The sequence below is a fragment of the Lentimicrobium sp. L6 genome, from assembly GCF_013166655.1.
Classification (GTDB): domain Bacteria; phylum Bacteroidota; class Bacteroidia; order Bacteroidales; family UBA12170; genus UBA12170.
The window spans coordinates 14,078-32,305 of sequence record NZ_JABKCA010000042.1 but is presented as its reverse complement, the minus strand read 5'-3'; the positions used below and the strand labels follow the sequence as shown (position 1 = coordinate 32,305).

Below are 18,228 nucleotides of genomic sequence, written 5' to 3'. Positions count from 1 at the left end.
TTACTTAATTGATTTGGTTTAAGCTTTTAATTAATGTGTTTATAATTTCTTGTATTTCTTCTTTAGATATGGTAAGGGGAGGAGCAATTCTAAAGGAGGTTCTGTTGAATAAAAACTGGTCAACAATTAATCTGTTTTCCCACAATACCTTCATCGCTTCTTTACCGAGTTCATTGGAGCCTAAATCTACAGCCAGCATAAGGCCCTTTTGTCTTACTTCTTTTACTAAAGGATGTGCCTGCAGGGCCTCAACAAAAAGCTGAGCTTTTTCTTCAGCTTGTTCGCAGAGCTTTTCGTCTAAAATAACCTCAAGACTTGCTTTCGCAGCTGCACAACTCACCGGATGACCACCAAAAGTAGTAATATGTCCTAAGTTGGGCTTTGACTGTAATTGATTCATCATTTCTTTAGAGGCCACAAAAGCTCCAATAGGCATTCCTCCACCCATCCCTTTGGCAAGGGTCAGTATGTCTGGAATAAAATTGAAATTTTCGAAACTAAATAATTTTCCAGTCCTTCCAAACCCCATTTGAATATCGTCTAATATTAATAAGGCGCCGACCTCTTTACATCTTATCTCAATGGCTTTGAGGTACCCTTCTTTTGGTAGAATGATTCCTGCTTCTGCTTGAATTGATTCGATAACAACTGCTGCAGTTTTTTTTGTGATTTCAGAAATTAGGCTTTCATTATTGAATTCCAAGAATTTGATATCTGGTAGTAGGGGACGAAAGGCGTATTTCATTTCTTCATTTCCCAATAGGCTTAAAGCACCATGAGTTCCGCCATGGTAAGCATCTTTAAAGGCGATGATTTCGCTTCTTCCGGTCACCCTTTTGGCTAGCTTCATGGCACCTTCATTGGCTTCTGAGCCAGAGTTAACAAAGAAAACAGAATCTAAAGAAGAGGGGAGCTGTTCGCTAATGAGTCCTGCTAATTGTACTTGTGGAGATTGGATAAACTCTCCATAAACCATCAGGTGCATATAGGTGTCCACTTGCTCTTTTATGGCTTCTACTACTTTCGGGTTTCTATGCCCAACATTACTTACGGAAACACCAGAAACTAAATCCACCCATTTGTTTCCTTTATCGTCTATTAAATATATTCCTTCTGCTTTTACTACTTCAATAGCCTCTGGTACAAAAGCTGGTGTAGCCAAGTTTTGATAGTATAATTGCCTGTTTGTTAATTGCATGATGTATTCTCTATATTTTGGTGTTCTATAAACAGAGAATATAAACTATATTCCCAATTTTCAGCAAAAATAGTTTTTCTAATCATAAATTATATCTAATAATTCAATTTTAATTGTTTCGAACCTTTGAATGGCTAATTTTGTAAAAAAAACAAAATCATTATGACAAGCTATAAGGAGATATTTGAGAATCTTTGGAAAGATTATATCAAACAAAATCCAGAAACAAAGAAAATATACGACCTTTTTATTACTGAAGGAGAAACTGTAATTAACGATCATATTGCATTTCGTACTTTCGATCATCCCAAAGTGAATATTGACGTTTTAGCCAAGCCCTTTTTAGATGCAGGTTATAAAGAAAATGGCACTTATCATTTCGAAGCCAAAAAGCTAATAGCCCATCACTATGAGCATAAAACAGATAAAGATGCTCCCAAAGTATTTATCAGTGCATTGCAGCCACAATATTTTAGTGTATTTGCTCAAAAAGCCATTGCAGAGACTATAGGTCGAATTCCAGAAGGTTTTGCTAAAGATGCCAGTTTCTTATGGGGAGGCAGTCCATGGGGAAAACCAAATTACAATACCTATTTAAAACTTCAAGAGGAGTCTGAATATGCAGCATGGTTGTATGTTTATGGTTATAGAGCCAATCATTTTACGGTGAACATCAATGCCTTAAAAAACCATACTGATATCTATGAGCTCAATCAGTTTTTGAGAGATAAAGGCTTTGCTATATTAGAGGTAGGAGGAGAGGTGAAAGGAACGCCAGAACAGTTATTGGAGCAATCGAGTATACGAGCAGGAAAGATCGCTGTCGAGTTTGAAGATGGTCCAAGAGAAATTCCATCATGCTTCTATGAATTCGCCAAACGTTATGAAGATGCTCATGGAGTGCTTTACACTGGTTTTATCGCCAAATCAGCCGATAAAATTTTTGAAAGTACCGATAATAAATAGGGTCGTCGACCCTGAAAGCAAAAAAAACTCCCAATCAAACGATTGGGAGTTTTAAATAAAAGCTCTCCTATAAGCGGGGTTCTGTTTCCGTCCTAAGACGGAGTCTATCATTTATCTAGGGTATTAATTGCTCAATACCTCTATCAACCTACCCTCCGGATTTGGCCGGGCAGACCTCCCTTTCCGACGCGCGAAAAATCTCCGGTTTATTTGGTCTTTCAACCCATAAGGTTTACATCGAGCTATAGTCGCCTATAGCAAGCGTAGGCTCTTACCCCACGGTTTCACCCTTACCCTGACATCGAGATGCCATGGCGGTTTACTTTCTGCTGCACTTTCTGTTCTCGATAAATCGAGCCCTTCCCGTTAAGAAGTATGGTGCCCTGTGTTGCCCCGACTTTCCTCGTCAATCCTAAAATTGCCGCGATAGATCAGAGAGCTTTATATTTTTAAGAACTTTTTCGTTGAGCGAAGTTGAAGCCTTGATTTCAATATCTAAGCATCGGTCTTCTATCTTCAGTCTACTGGTAAATCGATAAGTTCAGTCACCTTCTATAAAACTTATTTTTATTTGATACCTGTTGTTCAGTATCTAACTTTTACTTTCTCACTTCTCACTTCTCACTTCCGTCTTCTAACTCTGTCATCCAACTTCCAACCTACTTATAATGAATATGAACTTCAATAGCTCCATATCCATATCTTTGGAAGCTAGCATCTCTTACTTCTATCTCTTCATAACCCCTCAACTCGTCCTTTAGTTTCTTCTTAAGGCTACCATTACCTATACCGTGAATATAAATAATTTTCACATATTGGTGTTGCATGGCATCCTCTAGAGTTTTATTAAAATGCATCAATTGTTCATCAAGTATCTCTTGAGGTTTCATATCTCTAAAATCATCAGATAATGCTGAAATATGTAAATCAACTTCAGCTTCTAATGGAGCATACTTATATTTTTGTATCAATGATTTTTGTTGCTTTACAATAGCTTTTGGTGATTCTTCTATTTTAAGATCTTTAAGCTCATCACTATTTTTACTTATCATTTGCTGATAATCCATAGTAATTAATTCTACAACCATGGCATTGGCATCTAATAAATCAATATTCTTGAAATTATTCTCTTGATAGAATTTGGCTCCTTTAATGCTGAAGCTTTTGTTCAATGGTGAAATTAACTTTTCAGATTTGTCTTTGATGAATAGCACTTGAAGCTGACCTTTAAGCCATTCGTTAATATCTTCTCTGTCAATAGTATCTATAAGGAATTTATTATGAGGACCTAGTACATCATATTCTTGGTTGATAAATGCATTGTCTCTTAATAGGTTAAGACTGAATACGATATCATACTCACTATGGTTCATTAAGTAAATATCTATCAAGCCAGTCATTAGCCACCTTTGGTCTTGTGGAACAAAAGCGAGATAAATTCCTTTCTTTAAATCAAGGCTCTGACGCTTGAATAATTCTGATGAAATATGACTTGGGTTTTGATTATCACCTTCTTTAGCCTCTGGTTTATTTCCAAAGTCTTCATCAAAAAACTGACTGGCTGTTCCTTGATCATCTACTTTCAATAATTCAGTAGTAGAATAGGGGATGTTAAAGCCATCTTGAATACTTACTTCTACCATGGATGGGCTAATTACTTTTGTAATGAATCCTCCGCCTTCTTCGTTTAGAAACTTTACTTTATCACCTAAATTATAAGCCATTTTTTTTGTTTTAATGAGTGTGCAAATTTCGCATAATTTATTTAATTACAAGCCTTATTTTTTGTGCATTTCCAGAATAAAAATATGTTTTCTTTTCTAAAGTTTTTTTGTAGATTTGACAAGTTAATGGCGCCTTTTATGTAAGTAAGTGCTATTTAAAGTTAAAATCAATACATGAGACTGTTTTTGAGCATGTTTGCTTTGGGTTTGTTTTTGATTTTGTTATTCTCCTTTAGTCCAATCAGGCTGCTTGGGAATGGCCAAGATTATGGTGGAATTCAAGTGGATTCTTCAGTTTTTGATTTTGTTGTGTTGAAAAATGATACTAACGCATGGTATTATCAGGTTTTAAAAAGTGACAAAATCTTAATTATTCAAAAAAACATCCCAGCAATTACAGGAAACCGAGCATTTGTAGATTCTAGTCAAGCAGCCAAGGTTGCTTCTTTAGTTTTGTCGAAATTGGAGAATGGGGATTTCCCACCAAGTGTTCAGGTATCTGAATTAAAAAGTCTTCAAATTATTTATTAAGTAATCAATATTTATGAAAAATATGTTACTATTTTCATTTCTAAAAAAGTCAATAAACCCAATAGGTTATCGACTTTGGATAGTTTTACTAGGGCTATTCTTCGCTTTCTCAGCTACTTCACAAAACGATTTATGGATTCCAAAAGCCGATTTAGGTGATGGTTCACCGAGCTTGAAAAGAACTGGAGCGGTAAGCTTTACAATTAATGGTAAGGTATACATTGCACTTGGTAAGGCGGGATCAACTTATCATCAGGATTTATGGCAATATGATACTGTTACTGAAGCATGGACGCAGAAAGCTAATTTTGCTGGTGTTGGAAGAATTGGTGCTTTCGCAATGGTAGTGAATAATCAAGCTATTGTTGGTACGGGTGAAGTGGCCGGTGGTTCGAGAACAAATACAGTTTTCAAATATAATGCATTGTCAAATTCATGGTCAGCTATTGCTGCTTTCTCAGGAGGAGCTAGATCTTATGCTTCTGCATTCTCTATTGGAACAAGTGGGTTTGTTGTTGGAGGTGATGATGGTTCTTTTAGAAATGATCTTTGGAAGTATAATTTCAATAATAATACTTGGACTAGTAGGGCTGCCTTTCCGGGCACGGCAAGGATTAAAGCAGTTGCATTTACAATTGGTACCATGGCTTATTATGGAACGGGTGATATTGGAGTGGGGGCATATAGCCAAGATTTCTATTCCTATAATACCAATACTGATATTTGGACTCCATTGGCTGATTTCCCAGGTGGAATAAGAGGTGGAGCTATTGGTTGTAGTAATGGAACCACTGGATATGTAGGATTAGGAAATAATGGGACATACCTTACAGACTTTTGGAGTTTCGATGGAACTAATTGGGATCAGAAAACAGATTTTACTGGCAATGCTAGAGAGCTGGCTGTTGCATCTGCTGTAGGAAATAAAGTATATGTGGGCACCGGTTTTGGGGGAAATGATTATAAAGATTTTTTTCAATGGGATCCATGTGCGATTCCTCAAATTACGGTCCATCCAGTGGGTTTGGATGTCTGTGAAGCCTATGATATTACACTGACAGTTGAGATTGGAAATCCAAGTACTGAAACTTATGAATGGACAAGGAATGGTAGCCCAGTTGGCGGAAATAGTAATATTTTGTCTATCATTGGTGTAACTACAGCAGATAATGGTTCATATATATGTGAAATCACAAATGCATGTGGAACAGCAACATCTGATGCTGCACTATTAAATGTGACAGCTATTCCTGTAAATTCTCCTACAGGCTTGAGTGTGACTCCAGATATGTTATGTCCTGATAATAATTTCGATATAACCTTATCGGCCAATAATAATGGTGTTAATACTGATACTTTGAGATGGTATACCGAAGCTTGTGGGGGAATTTTACTAGGCACAGGTTATCCTGTAAATAACGATTTAATTGTAGCTGCTCCTGATCCATTGGCTGAAACAAAATACTATGCCAGATGGGAGAATCAATGTGGAGTTACAGATTGTGTTTTTGATAGTGTTATGATAAAAGAAATAGCTGTTGAACCAACCACTATAACTACTTCTCTCGATACGATCTGTTTAAGCTTTAGCGATTCTCTATTCCTTTCTGTTGAGGGAGGAGCTGGTGATTCTTTAGTTTGGTATATTGGTGATATTTGTACTAACCCAAATGCTGAAAGGTTAGATACAGGAATGAGAATCGACCTTTTTACACTTGGAAAAATACCTACTCAAACAACTACATACTCTGCTCGATGGGAGTCTTATTGTGGAGGTAGTGACTTTAGTTCTTCTTGTTTGTTAGTTGATGTATATGTGAATGGTGAGTTTTTTATCACTCCTAATCCTCAAAACAAAACAGTTTGTGAAGGAACAGAATCTGTTTTCTTCAGTGTAGATATAGATTCAGGAGAATCTTTAACAGATTTATTTTATCAATGGTATTTTGGAAATAATGCACTTAGTGGCGCTACCTCAGATACCCTTTGGTTAACTGGAGGAATTACACCTGCAGATGATGGATACTATAAGTGCAAGATTTATAATTCATGTGATACTTTAGTTTCTGATAGTGCCAAGTTAACTGTTAACTTGCTTCCTAATATTATTTTAGAACCTAGTGTTTTAGATACGATTTGTGAAGGGGATAGCTTGACTATGCATCTTCAAGTGGAAGGAACTCCTGTTATTCAAAACCAATGGTATTTTAATAATGTGGCTATTTCGGCTATAGATACTTTCTTAACCATTAATCCTGCTTCTTTTGCAAATACAGGAGAATATTATTGTATCACCACTAATGGTTGTGGTAGTGATACCTCTGCTAAAGTTAATATTGAAGTAGATACCATCCCATTTGTGGTCACACAACCCCTCGATCAAATTGTTTGTTTGAATGCAGATGCTGTGTTTGAGGTAATAGCAAATGGAACTTTACCAATCAATTACCAATGGTATAAAATAGACGATGCAGATGTTTCTGTTGTCTTACCTGGAGAAACAGGATCTACTTTTAGTGTTTCCCCTGTTTTGGCAGCGGATACCGCATTTAGTTATTACTGTATGTTGAGTAATGAATGTTCAGATGGCCCAAGTAGTGATACCGTGAGTTTGTCCATGTATAAACAAGTTGTTAAAATGGATAGCATTGTAAGTGATACCAATAATTTGTGTTTAAATTATCCTACTTACATAGAACTTACAGTATATGGTGGTCTTGGTGATTCTATTCGTTGGTTCTCTGGTGCCTGCGATGGAGATTTATTTACAGTTACAGCTGATACTACTTTAGAAATTGGTGCTCCAAGTGAAACGACCACCTTTTATGCCAGATGGGAAACTCCTTGTGGAGTGAGTAACTGTGACTCTCTAACCATCATCATCAAAGAAGATCCCATTATTCCTGATACAACTATTCTTAGTCTCGACACTATATGTTATAATTATAATGATGAATTATTTGTGAAAGCAGAAGGTGGTTATGGTGATTCATTGGTTTGGTATAAAGGTGATATTTGTACTAATCCAGCCGCCGAGTTTATAGTGGCAGGCGATACTCTTGATTTATTTGCACTTGGTCAAATACCCACGGAAACTACTATGTATTCTGTAAGGTATGAAGTTTATTGTGGCCCTGATGAATCTTACTCGGAATGTAAAACATTCACTATTTATGTGGATGGTGAAATTACCATCACTAGACATCCACAGAACAAAAGTGTATGTGAAGGAATTGATTCTGTGATGTTCTTTATAAAAACAGACCAAACTGAAGCATTGACAAGTTCAAGCTATCAATGGTTCCAAAATGATATTGCTCTTGCTAGCGCAACAAATGATACATTAATTGTTTATGATGTTACTCCTGCTGATAGCGGATATTATTATTGCAAAGTTTATCATGCCTGTGATACGCTGGCTTCTGACTCCGCATTTTTAACAGTGAATATGGTTCCAGAAATTATTACGCAACCTATTGTTTTTGATACTATTTGCGAAGGTGATAGTTTGTCTTTCTTTGTGGAAGCTCAAGGTTCTCCAATATTACAATACCAGTGGAATTTCAAAGGTGTACCCACTTCTGACAATGATTCTATTTTTATTATTAATCCAGCGAGCTTCTTAAATACGGGCAACTATTATTGTATAGTTTCTAATGGTTGTAGTTCTGATACATCAGTTACCGTTCATGTTGAAGTAGATACTATACCTTATATTACTACTCAACCCATCGATCAAATTGTTTGCTTAAATGGAACAGCTCAATTCAATACTGAAGCTGAAGGAACATTACCTGTCGCTTATCAGTGGTATAAAATTGATGGAGCTGGAGTTTCTAGTGTGATATCAGGACAAAGTAGTCCAGATTTGGAAATTACACCAGTAACAGTAATAGATACGCTTTACCATTATTATTGCTTAGTGAGCAATGAATGTTATGATGGAATATCAACTGATACAGTGGCTCTAGAGATGTATTCTCAGCTTCAAGTAATGGATAGTATTGTCAGTGATGTTTATAATGTATGCTATAATTATCCTACTTATCTTGAATTTACTGTTCATGGTGGAGTGGGTGATAGCATTCATTGGTTTACTGGTTCATGTGAAGGTCAAGAATATGCTATAACTGTAGACACGACACTTAGTATTGAGGTTCCTGCTGGAACAACAACCTTCTATGCTCGATGGGAGAATTCTTGTGGAGTGAGTGCTTGTGACTCTATAGTTATTACAGTGTCTGAAGACCCTGAAGCTATAGATTATCTAGAGTTTGAAGATAATGGTATTTGTATTAATCAATACGATTCATTGCGACTAACTGCTTATGGTGGTTCTGGTGATAGTATTTACTGGTTCAAAGGCATAGATTCTGAACCATTTGAAATCACGGTGGATACATTTATTTATGAGACTGACATTCCTGCTAATGATAATGTTTACCGTGCACAATGGGTGAATGCTTGTGGAGCCTCTTTCTTAACTCAGGTTTTATTAGATATCAATGATCAAACTTCTATTAGTCTTCAAACTGATGAGGTTAATGTTTGTGAAGGTGAAGAAGCATTCTTATTTGTTATTGCAGATGGTATTGAACCATTTACTTATCAGTGGTTCTATGAGGGTGTTGCAATAGCTGGAGAATCTAATGATACCTTATTTATAGATGCTGTTCTTGAACCTGTTTTAGGAGATTATTATTGCAATATTCATTCTGATTGTGATACTGTGTCTTCAGAGGTAATTGTGGTTAGTATGAAAGAAAACCCAAGGTTTGTAGAGCCTTTACTAAATGATACTGCATTCTGTATTGGAACAAATGCTGAATTGATAGTTCATGTTACTGGTGAGAGTCCATTATTATATCAATGGTTCAGAGATGGCAATAGTCAGGGTGCACCTTTTCTTAATGACAGTATTTTGGCTATTGAACCGGTTTTGGAAACAGCTGATTACTATGTGAAGGTATTTAATGAATGTACTACTACTTATAGTGATACCATTAATCTTAGAGCATTAGAAAATTTAGAAATTACGGAGCATCCACAACATGTAAGTTCTTGTTTATTGGAAACAGTTTCTTTCTCTGTTGAAACTATTTCTACTGAATTTGTTACATATACTTGGTATAAAGATACTAATCCAACAGTAATTGGAACAGAATCAACTCTGGTAATTGCAAATATTGATTTCCCTGATGAAGGACAGTATTACTGTGTAATAGCTGATACTTGCGGAGAGATTACTTCAGATTATGCTATATTAAACATTAACGAGCCTCCTCATATCTTAAATAACCCATATGGAGCTACTGTTTGTGAGGGTACTTTCTTCCAGTTCGAAGTTTTGGCGGAAGGTGATTCATTAAATTATGTATGGTATAAAAATGGTTTTATTGTTCCATCTGAAGAGAATAATATTCTTCCTTTCGACCCAATTATTAGAGGAGATGAAGGTAGTTATACTGTTGATGTAATTAATAATTGCGGTGAGGATCAGTCTGTTCCTGTAGAACTGCTTGTTGACTATTTACCTAATTTATTAGACAGCTTAGTAGCTGTTCCTGATTCAATATGTCCTGAATGTGATTATGATTCTATTCAATTGATTGCTTATGGTGATGGGGGAGGTTATGGAGACTATATTGAGTGGTATGTTGATGAAGTATCCCCTGATAATGTAGTTGGAGTTGGAAGTTCTATAAATGTAGCTCTTCCTACAAGTACTACAAATTACTTTGCATTCTGGATTAATGACTGTGCACCTTCTGGCTCTGGAATAGGCAATGGTGGTACTGGAGGAGGTTCTGGTGATCCATTAATGGTGACTGTTCATTATATTGAATATGCTGAACCACCAACAACCGTAATTGTGAATGTTAATGATTTTTGTATCACTTCTTATGATAGCATCACGTTATCTGGTAGTGGTGGATTTGGAGAACGACTGAACTGGTTTATTATTGATGGTTCAGATGAAACATATATAGGTCATGGAGAAAGTTTAACTGTTGTGCAACCAATAGACACTACCATTTATGCTGCACATTGGACTAATTTCTGTGGTCATTCAGACAGTGTTGTCATTCAAGTGAATGTTGTTCCTCTTCCTGAAGTGTATCTTACTGATGGTGATACCATTTGTTCAGGTCAAGAGTATACTCCAGAGCTTGTTGTAGCTAATTATTATGATTCATTACAATGGTCTACTACTAGTTTAACTGGATATTTTGATACAGCTAATATTATGTACCCAACTTATTATGATCCGGGTTTAATCAATCATGATACCACTAGAGTTTTCTTAATACTAAAAGCATATGGGCAAGCTAATTGTGAGGATGCGATTGATTCAATAGAATTATATCATCATCCAATTCCGTTCTTGACGTATAATCCATTGCTTACTGCAATTTGTCGGGATTCAATTATCACTCTAACAGGAGAAGGTGCTGAAGAATATATATGGAAGCCCATTGATTCTGATGAACCAATTGAAGAAGGTAATCCAATGGTTTTTAGCCCTGATGTTACTACTGATTATTATATTATTGGTACAAGTAGTGAAGGTTGTTTAGATTCTGTTAGCTTTACTATTGATGTTTATGCAACGCCTTTGGTTGATTTGGGAGATTCTTTATTTATGTATTCTTGTGAGCCTGTTCAGTTAGATGCAGGAGGAGGAGATGGCTCTGAATATTATATTTGGAATAATGGATTTAGAACTCGTGCTATTACAGTTTATGAAACTGGAAACTACTCTGTGATTGTAGGTAATCCAGGTTGTGAGGTTAGTGATACGGGCTATGTATCTCTTTGTAATGGTAGAATGTTTATGCCAACAGCTTTCACACCAAATGCTGATGGATTAAACGAGAGATTTAAACCTATTACATCAGATCCTAGTGTGGAATTCCATATGATGATATTTGATAGATTAGGTAAGATGTTATTCGAAACTTATGATATCCATGAAGGTTGGGATGGTGACGTAGATGGCGAAGCTTGTCCAGCTGGAAATTATGTTTGGCGAATAGATTATCAAGGACAAGGAACTTCTGCTCCGGGTAAGAAAGGAAGTGAAGTAGGAACAGTGATGCTGGTTAGATAGCAAAAAAAGCAGGCTACTATGCCTGCTTTTTTTGTCTTGTCTTGTCTTGTCTTGTCTTGTCTTGTCTTTTGGTTTTATCTTATTAACCTAATACATTTTTTTTCGTTTGCTTAAAAAAGGAAAAAGAATCTGATTGAAGCCTTTTTGAATATCAGCAGAAACTAGATCGATTGAGTATTGTGTACATTTTAGTTTGAGCTGATTTTCAAACCTATTCATCGTTGCTTGATAAGCCTCTTTAATTTCATTGGCTTGGAGTTTGATAACCTCACCAGTTTCAAGATCTATAAATCTTTTAGGTTGAGAATTGAAATTGAAATGGAGTTCGGTTTCTTTATCATGAGTATGGAAAATAATGATTTCATGTTTGTTATGCTTTAAGTGTCTCAAAGAATCAAAGAAATCATCCATCTCTAGCATATTCTCGAATATATCACTAAATAGAATGATAAGACTCCTCTTGTGAAGCGTTGCAGCTAATTGATGTAAGATGGCAGCTGCATTTGTTTCTTTGTTTTCTCCTGAGTTATTATTAATCTGCTGGCTAAGGATTTGGTAGAGATGGCTAATATGGGCGGAGTTCGACTTCGTTTCTGTGTGTTCAGTAATTTGAGTGTCGAAACATGTCAAACCTATAGCATCTCTTTGTTTTTTCAATATATTAATGATGGCTGCTGCAGCAATTATGGAGAATGATATCTTATTTTGTTTTTTTAAAGAATACTCTTTAAGAGGAGGGTAGAACATAGAGGAAGATGTGTCTAAAATAATTTGACATCTTAAATTAGTTTCCTCCTCAAATCTTTTTACGAATAGTTTATCAGTTCTTCCGAATAGTTTCCAATCGATATGTTTAACAGACTCTCCATTATTATACAAACGGTGCTCGGCAAACTCAACAGAGAACCCATGGAAAGGACTTTTATGTAATCCAGTGATAAATCCTTCTACTACTTGTTTGGCAAGTAATTCAAGATTACCGTATCGTTCTATTTGTTGTCTATCTATAGTAAAGCTCATATATAATGACTAAAAAAGCTGTCTTGTCTGGTTACTTTTCCAGAAAAGACAGCTAAATTTATTTTATGATATTTAGTTGTAGATTCTTAAAAAAGAGGCTCTATTTTACCAACTAATACTTGCTTAGGTACAGCACCAACTTGTTTGTCAACAACTTCGCCATTCTTAAAGAAAAGAATGGTAGGGATATTTCTAATACCATATTTTGCTGCAGTCTCAGGATTGTTGTCCACGTCAACTTTTCCAACAACTAATGTATCAGGATAGTCTTCACCTAATTCATTAACGATAGGTCCAACCATTCTACAAGGTCCACACCATACTGCCCAGAAGTCTACTACAACTGGTTTGTCCGATTTTATTACTAACTCTTCAAAGTTAGCATCTGTTAATTCTAAAGCCATATCTTATGTTTTATTTTCCACGCCAAATATAGGTTATTTATGCCTATACATAGGGGCTGCTGTTGATAAAGTTTTATAAATATTTTGAAATTTTGATATAAAAGCCAGTTGGAAGTGGAATTCCTTATTCTGAGAGCTTTTGCAACCAATCAATATTTTGCATCATACCTTTATACCCTGCTCTTTTAACAGCAGAGCCTCTAAATATTTCACCAAAATGCATAGCCTTTAAATTTTGCCAGTCTTTTTTTCTTAATTTTAGTAAATCAGGATGGGGATTGAAGGATTCGGTTTGGTGAGGTTCTGGGTTTTTATTAAATGGGCATACATCCTGACAAATGTCACAGCCATAAATGGTATTCCTGAATTGCTGAGGAGGGATATCTTTAGAAGCAGATTTGTTTTCAATAGTTTGATAACTTAAGCATTTTGTAGCATCCATTTTGTAAGGTTCAAAAAGTGCCTGAGTTGGACAAGCCTTGAGGCATTTATTGCACTCGAGACATAAATCCTCGTGAGTTTTATTAATCGGTTCTAATTCCCGATCGATAAATAAGTGTCCAATAAAAAAAAAAGAGCCGTGTTCTTTGTTAATAAGAAGTGTGTTTTTTCCAATCCATCCTAATCCTCCTTTTTGAGCCCAAATTCTATCTGGAATGGGAGCAGAGTCAGTAAAGGCTCTATAGTTCATTGAGCCAAATTGAGAAACAGCATTTTCTGCTATTCGATTTAGTTTGTTTTTAATGATATCATGATAATCTTTACCATAGGCATATTTGGCCAATCTATAATTATCAGAAATGGCCATTTTCTCCTGAGGAAAATAGTTGAGGATAACCGTAATGATGCTTTTTAGACCTGGCATCAATAATTCCGGGTTGAATTTCATATCAATATGGTTCGCTAGATAAGACATCTTTCCATGATAGTTCTGTTCTAACCATTGAATATAATTCGCTTTCTCCTTTTCTAAAGTTTCAGGTTTAGAGATGCTATAATCTAAAAAACCTTCCTTTAGGCATTCATTTGCAAGAAAATCAGATAGAGAGGAGCTGTTCATCTATTCTCCTTTGAGGTTTTGATTGAAAAGGTCTTCTTGTTTGATGTTTGGGTATTTGCCTAAATGACGGTAAGCCATATCTGTGACTTGTCTACCACGTGGAGTACGCATCATAAATCCTTCTTGAATAAGGAAAGGTTCGTATACTTCTTCTATAGTTCCAGAATCTTCACCTACCGCAGTAGCTATGGTTGTTAAGCCAACAGGACCTCCCTTGAACTTCTCTATAATAGTACTCAATATCTTGTTGTCCATCTCGTCCAACCCATACTTGTCTACATTGAGTGAATTTAAGGCGTATTGAGTGATTGTTAAATCTATAGACCCGTTTCCTTTTACTTCTGCAAAATCCCTCACTCTTCTAAGTAACAAATTAGCTATCCTTGGTGTCCCTCTGCTTCTGCGAGCAATTTCATTAGCAGCCTCCTCAGTAATGGGAACATTAAGAATTCCTGCTGAACGGATAATAATTTTCTCTAATGTAACTGCATCATAATACTGTAGTCTCGATGTGATGCCAAAACGGGAGCGGAGCGGAGCTGTTAATAAGCCAGAACGAGTAGTTGCTCCAATTAGAGTAAAATGATTTAAGTCTATCTGTACGGTTCTTGCATTTGGTCCAGATTCAATCATGATGTCTATTCTATAATCTTCCATAGCAGAATATAGATATTCTTCAATTATTGGACTTAATCTGTGAATTTCATCAATAAATAAAACATCACGCTCATCAAGATTGGTTAATAAGCCTGCTAAATCACCTGGTTTGTCCAATACAGGGCCGCTGGTGACTTTTATTCCAACACCCAATTCATTAGCTATAATATTAGATAGGGTTGTTTTTCCAAGGCCTGGCGGGCCATGTAATAATACATGATCCATAGCTTCATTTCTGTTTTTTGCAGCATTCACAAAAATATTCAGGTTCTCCACTACTTTGCCTTGGCCAGCAAATGTTTCAAATTGACCAGGCCTCAGCATTTGTTCCATTTCTTGTTCTCTAGGATTTAAACCGTCTCCAGAGGCATCTAAGTATTCGTTCATAGGCTTTGTTAATCATGCAAAAATAGGAAATATTCAACTCAAATTAATCCGATTTAAAATTAGATAGCGTTTCTTGGATAATTTAACCTGCCTTCCTAAAAAGGTTGAATTTATAATAATATTCGTCATTTAAATATCGAGGATTATTATTCTTGAGTTTTTAAAAAATGGAATCCATATGGCAGATATTAACATGCAACTAATTTATTCATAAAAATTATTAAAATAGTTTATTATCAATGAGTTTTATTAAAAACACTCTGTAATACTTGATATTCTTCAATTGTTAGCTCATATAATATATTGAAATTTATAATCAAATCCTAGTATTTAAAAAAAAATAAAAAAATCATCGTGAAAAGTTTGGAAATTGGACATATTCGTCTTATATTTGGACAGAATTAAGATTAACTAGGCTTATTTATTTACGAACAATTAGAGAGGACAAAAATTATGAACGTTTTTACACAGAAGATTACAGAAGCAAAAATTATCAATTCTCCCGAATATCAAGAATACTTAGAATTTTTAGAAGAAGAAGCGATGAGCAAAAATCCTGACCAGTTTTGCTTTGAAATGCCTGATAGAAATAACTATGATGAATCAGAATTGAATATCTTCTCTTATAATGATCAGCTATCTGACCAATCAGCAGCATTAGAAGACATAAATTACAGTGGATACGAAATCATTTCTGCTGCTATCTAGCACTGAAAGAATTAAATTGTCAGTTTATAGCTTGTTACAAAGGTTTTTATAGAACTCAAACCTTAGTAACAAGCTTTTTTATTTTATATATTTGCCCCTATGAAATATTATGTTCTCACTCCTTTATTAATTATTTGCGCATTCATCTTAATATTTTATTTCTGGGCTAAAGAACCTACTTTTCCAGAATCTGAGTATACTGAAATTTCAGGATTTTCAAAAGTAAATCACATTCCTTCAGATACTTTTTCCATTATGACTTATAATATTGGTTATTTATCTGGAATGAACAATAATTTGCCATTGGAAAGAAGTCCTTTAGAATTTGATCGTAGTTTAAAAAAAGCCACTGCTTTAATTTTGGACAACAATCCTCAAATTGTAGCTTTACAGGAAATCGATTTCATGTCCAAACGTTCTTTTTACATTAATCAATATGAACAAATAGCAAGTGCCTGTGATTTTACTAATGGTGGAATTGCAATAAACTGGGATAAAACCTATGTTCCTTTTCCATATTGGCCTTTTAAATATCATTTTGGCAAAATTTATTCTGGACAAGCAACATTGTCTAACTTTAACATTATTTCAAATGAAAGAATAGTATTACCTCAACCAAAAAGTAATTTCTTTTTTTTTAATGACTTTTATTTAGACAGATTGGTACAACAAACTTGGGTTAATATTGAGAAAGATAGCCTATTAATATTAAATGTTCATTTTGAAGCCTGGGATGGTTCTACAAGAGAATTGCAAACTGATATTGTCATCTCGCTATATAAAAAGTATGAAAAAGAATACCCAATAGTATTATTAGGAGACTTCAATTGTACTCCACCATATAGTAAAGATGCATTTAATGAATACACAATAAAGAGATTACTTAATATTCCGAGCATATCTTCAGTAATTGATGAATCTAAATATATGCAAAAACCTGAAGAATTTTATACTTTTTATAGTGAAAAGCCTTTTCAGAAAATCGACTATATATTTTATAATAAGCTGTTTTTGAATTGTGTTGAATCAAAAGTCCTCCAAGAAGCGAAGGATATATCGGATCATCTACCCATTTTTGCTCGATTTGAAATAAAAAAGTCAAATAATTAATACAATCATTTTGGGTTAATTATCGTTAAATAGTAGGTTTATGCTTAATATCTGTGGATATTTGCAAGCTTAAAATGAAATAGAATTATTGGGATTTGAAAATATTATTTAAGAAGGTTTTATATTCCATAAAAACATATATTTTTGCAGCATGATTAATAGTGTACGGGTTATATTGTTCGTGAGTGTGGTTGTCCTGTTTTCAGGATGTCGTTTTCAGAAGCTATTGAAGAGTAGTGACTACGATGAGAAGTACGCCATGGCCTTGGAGTTTTACAATCAGAAAGATTATAATAGAGCTCTTCAATTGATGGATCAAATTGTTCCTATATATAAAGGAACAGCAAAGTCTCAAGAATTGGAGTTCATGTATGCTATGAGTTATTTCATGCAAAATGATTATATTCTAGCTAGTTACTATTTTAAGAGATATTATAAAAATTATCCCAGTAGTGAACAAGCAGAAGATGCATTGTATTATAGTGCCTATTGTAATTATCTAGATAGTCCGCGCTCCTCATTGGATCAGGAAACCACAAAGGCTGCAATTCAAGAGATGAAGCTTTTTATGGTTCGGTTTCCAGAGAGCAAGCAGTATGTAAATGCTGAAATCATTGTGAATGAGTTAGAAGCTAAGCTCGAGAAAAAAGAGTATGATATTGCTAAACAATATTATAAAATGGAGGATTATAATGCAGCCATAACAGCATTAAAAACCTATTTAAAGAATTATAATGAAAGTGATTATCGTGAGGATGTCATGTTTTATGTGATGAAGTGCTATTACGATTATGCATTATTAAGTTTTAGTGCCAAGCAGGAGGATAGATTTACTAAATCTATAGGTGCTTATGTTGATTTTGTAGCTTTGTATCCTGAAAGCAAATACAGGAAAGAAGCTGATGAGATGCATGCTGAAGCATCTGCATATATTGGAAGAGAAGTTGTGAGTTCTGAAACTGATGACGAGGAAAATATTGAGGACGAAAATAATAATAAATAATAATATGGATTACAAAAAAGTAAAAACCGATAAGGTTGCCGTAACCAGAAACTTAAGAGATTTTGACGAGTCAACTGAAAACATTTATGAATCTATTGCTATTTTAGCAAAAAGAGCCAATCAAATTAGTAAAGATTTAAAAGAAGAGTTGAATCGTAAGATTGAAGAATTTTCTACTACGGGTGATAATTTGGAAGAAGTGTTTGAGAATAGAGAACAAATAGAAATTGCTAAGTTCTATGAAAGACTTCCAAAACCTACATTATTAGCTATTCAAGAGTTTCTTGAGGATGAAATTTATTACAGAAATCCAGCTAAAGAAGTTGCGAATAATAAAATTTCGTAATTT

13 protein-coding genes and 1 other RNA gene are annotated in these 18,228 nt (G+C 34.8%); 7 read left to right on the top strand and 7 right to left on the bottom strand.

Annotated features, from left to right (window positions below; all coding sequences use genetic code 11):
• Nucleotides 1-4: 4 nt before the first annotated feature.
• Nucleotides 5-1,198, bottom strand: coding sequence for an aspartate aminotransferase family protein (locus HNS38_RS11625; RefSeq protein ID WP_172278944.1), 1,194 nt, complete (start codon nt 1,196-1,198; stop codon nt 5-7).
• Nucleotides 1,199-1,360: 162 nt separating this feature from the next.
• Between HNS38_RS11625 and HNS38_RS11620 the strand changes: the two genes are divergently transcribed.
• Nucleotides 1,361-2,164 (top strand): DUF1338 domain-containing protein, encoded by an 804-nt coding sequence (locus tag HNS38_RS11620; RefSeq protein WP_172278942.1) that lies wholly within the window; start codon nt 1,361-1,363, stop codon nt 2,162-2,164.
• Nucleotides 2,165-2,218: 54 nt separating this feature from the next.
• Here HNS38_RS11620 and rnpB read toward each other — a convergent pair.
• Together rnpB and HNS38_RS11610 are read right to left on the bottom strand one after the other, a co-directional pair.
• Nucleotides 2,219-2,607, bottom strand: an RNA gene (gene rnpB, locus HNS38_RS11615) — RNase P RNA component class A.
• Nucleotides 2,608-2,823: 216 nt separating this feature from the next.
• A complete protein-coding gene (locus tag HNS38_RS11610) occupies nt 2,824-3,888 on the bottom strand; it encodes a DUF2027 domain-containing protein (protein ID WP_172278940.1) in 1,065 nt (354 codons plus the stop codon).
• Nucleotides 3,889-4,062: 174 nt separating this feature from the next.
• Between HNS38_RS11610 and HNS38_RS11605 the strand changes: the two genes are divergently transcribed.
• Together HNS38_RS11605 and HNS38_RS11600 are read left to right on the top strand one after the other, a co-directional pair.
• Nucleotides 4,063-4,419, top strand: coding sequence for a DUF4907 domain-containing protein (locus HNS38_RS11605; protein WP_172278938.1), 357 nt, complete (start codon nt 4,063-4,065; stop codon nt 4,417-4,419).
• Between the two features lie 13 nt (nt 4,420-4,432).
• Nucleotides 4,433-11,530 carry an immunoglobulin domain-containing protein gene (locus tag HNS38_RS11600; RefSeq protein WP_172346508.1) on the top strand — a complete coding sequence of 2,366 codons (7,098 nt, stop codon included), beginning with the start codon at nt 4,433-4,435 and terminating at the stop codon, nt 11,528-11,530.
• An 87-nt stretch (nt 11,531-11,617) separates the two neighbouring features.
• Here the strand turns inward: HNS38_RS11600 and HNS38_RS11595 are convergent, their stop codons facing one another.
• From HNS38_RS11595 to ruvB, 4 genes are all read right to left on the bottom strand, one after another.
• On the bottom strand, nt 11,618-12,550 hold the full coding sequence (locus HNS38_RS11595; RefSeq protein WP_172346507.1) for a DUF58 domain-containing protein: 933 nt from the start codon (nt 12,548-12,550) through the stop codon (nt 11,618-11,620).
• A gap of 86 nt (nt 12,551-12,636) precedes the next feature.
• A complete protein-coding gene (gene trxA / locus HNS38_RS11590; RefSeq protein WP_172278931.1) occupies nt 12,637-12,954 on the bottom strand; it encodes a thioredoxin in 318 nt (105 codons plus the stop codon).
• Nucleotides 12,955-13,078: 124 nt separating this feature from the next.
• Complete coding sequence (queG, locus tag HNS38_RS11585; protein ID WP_172278929.1) at nt 13,079-14,014, bottom strand: tRNA epoxyqueuosine(34) reductase QueG; 936 nt, start codon at nt 14,012-14,014, stop codon at nt 13,079-13,081.
• The gene (gene ruvB / locus HNS38_RS11580; RefSeq protein ID WP_172278927.1) at nt 14,015-15,058 is read right to left on the bottom strand and encodes a Holliday junction branch migration DNA helicase RuvB; all 1,044 of its coding nucleotides are present in this window, start codon (nt 15,056-15,058) and stop codon (nt 14,015-14,017) included.
• 453 nt (nt 15,059-15,511) lie between these two features.
• Between ruvB and HNS38_RS11575 the strand changes: the two genes are divergently transcribed.
• From HNS38_RS11575 to HNS38_RS11560, 4 genes are all read left to right on the top strand, one after another.
• On the top strand, nt 15,512-15,766 hold the full coding sequence (locus HNS38_RS11575) for a hypothetical protein (RefSeq protein ID WP_172278925.1): 255 nt from the start codon (nt 15,512-15,514) through the stop codon (nt 15,764-15,766).
• A gap of 99 nt (nt 15,767-15,865) precedes the next feature.
• On the top strand, nt 15,866-16,876 hold the full coding sequence (locus HNS38_RS11570) for an endonuclease/exonuclease/phosphatase family protein (RefSeq protein WP_172278923.1): 1,011 nt from the start codon (nt 15,866-15,868) through the stop codon (nt 16,874-16,876).
• 151 nt (nt 16,877-17,027) lie between these two features.
• The gene (locus HNS38_RS11565; RefSeq protein WP_172278921.1) at nt 17,028-17,879 is read left to right on the top strand and encodes an outer membrane protein assembly factor BamD; all 852 of its coding nucleotides are present in this window, start codon (nt 17,028-17,030) and stop codon (nt 17,877-17,879) included.
• A gap of 4 nt (nt 17,880-17,883) precedes the next feature.
• Nucleotides 17,884-18,225, top strand: coding sequence for a DNA-directed RNA polymerase subunit omega (locus HNS38_RS11560; protein ID WP_172278919.1), 342 nt, complete (start codon nt 17,884-17,886; stop codon nt 18,223-18,225).
• The last annotated feature ends 3 nt before the right edge of the window (nt 18,226-18,228 follow it).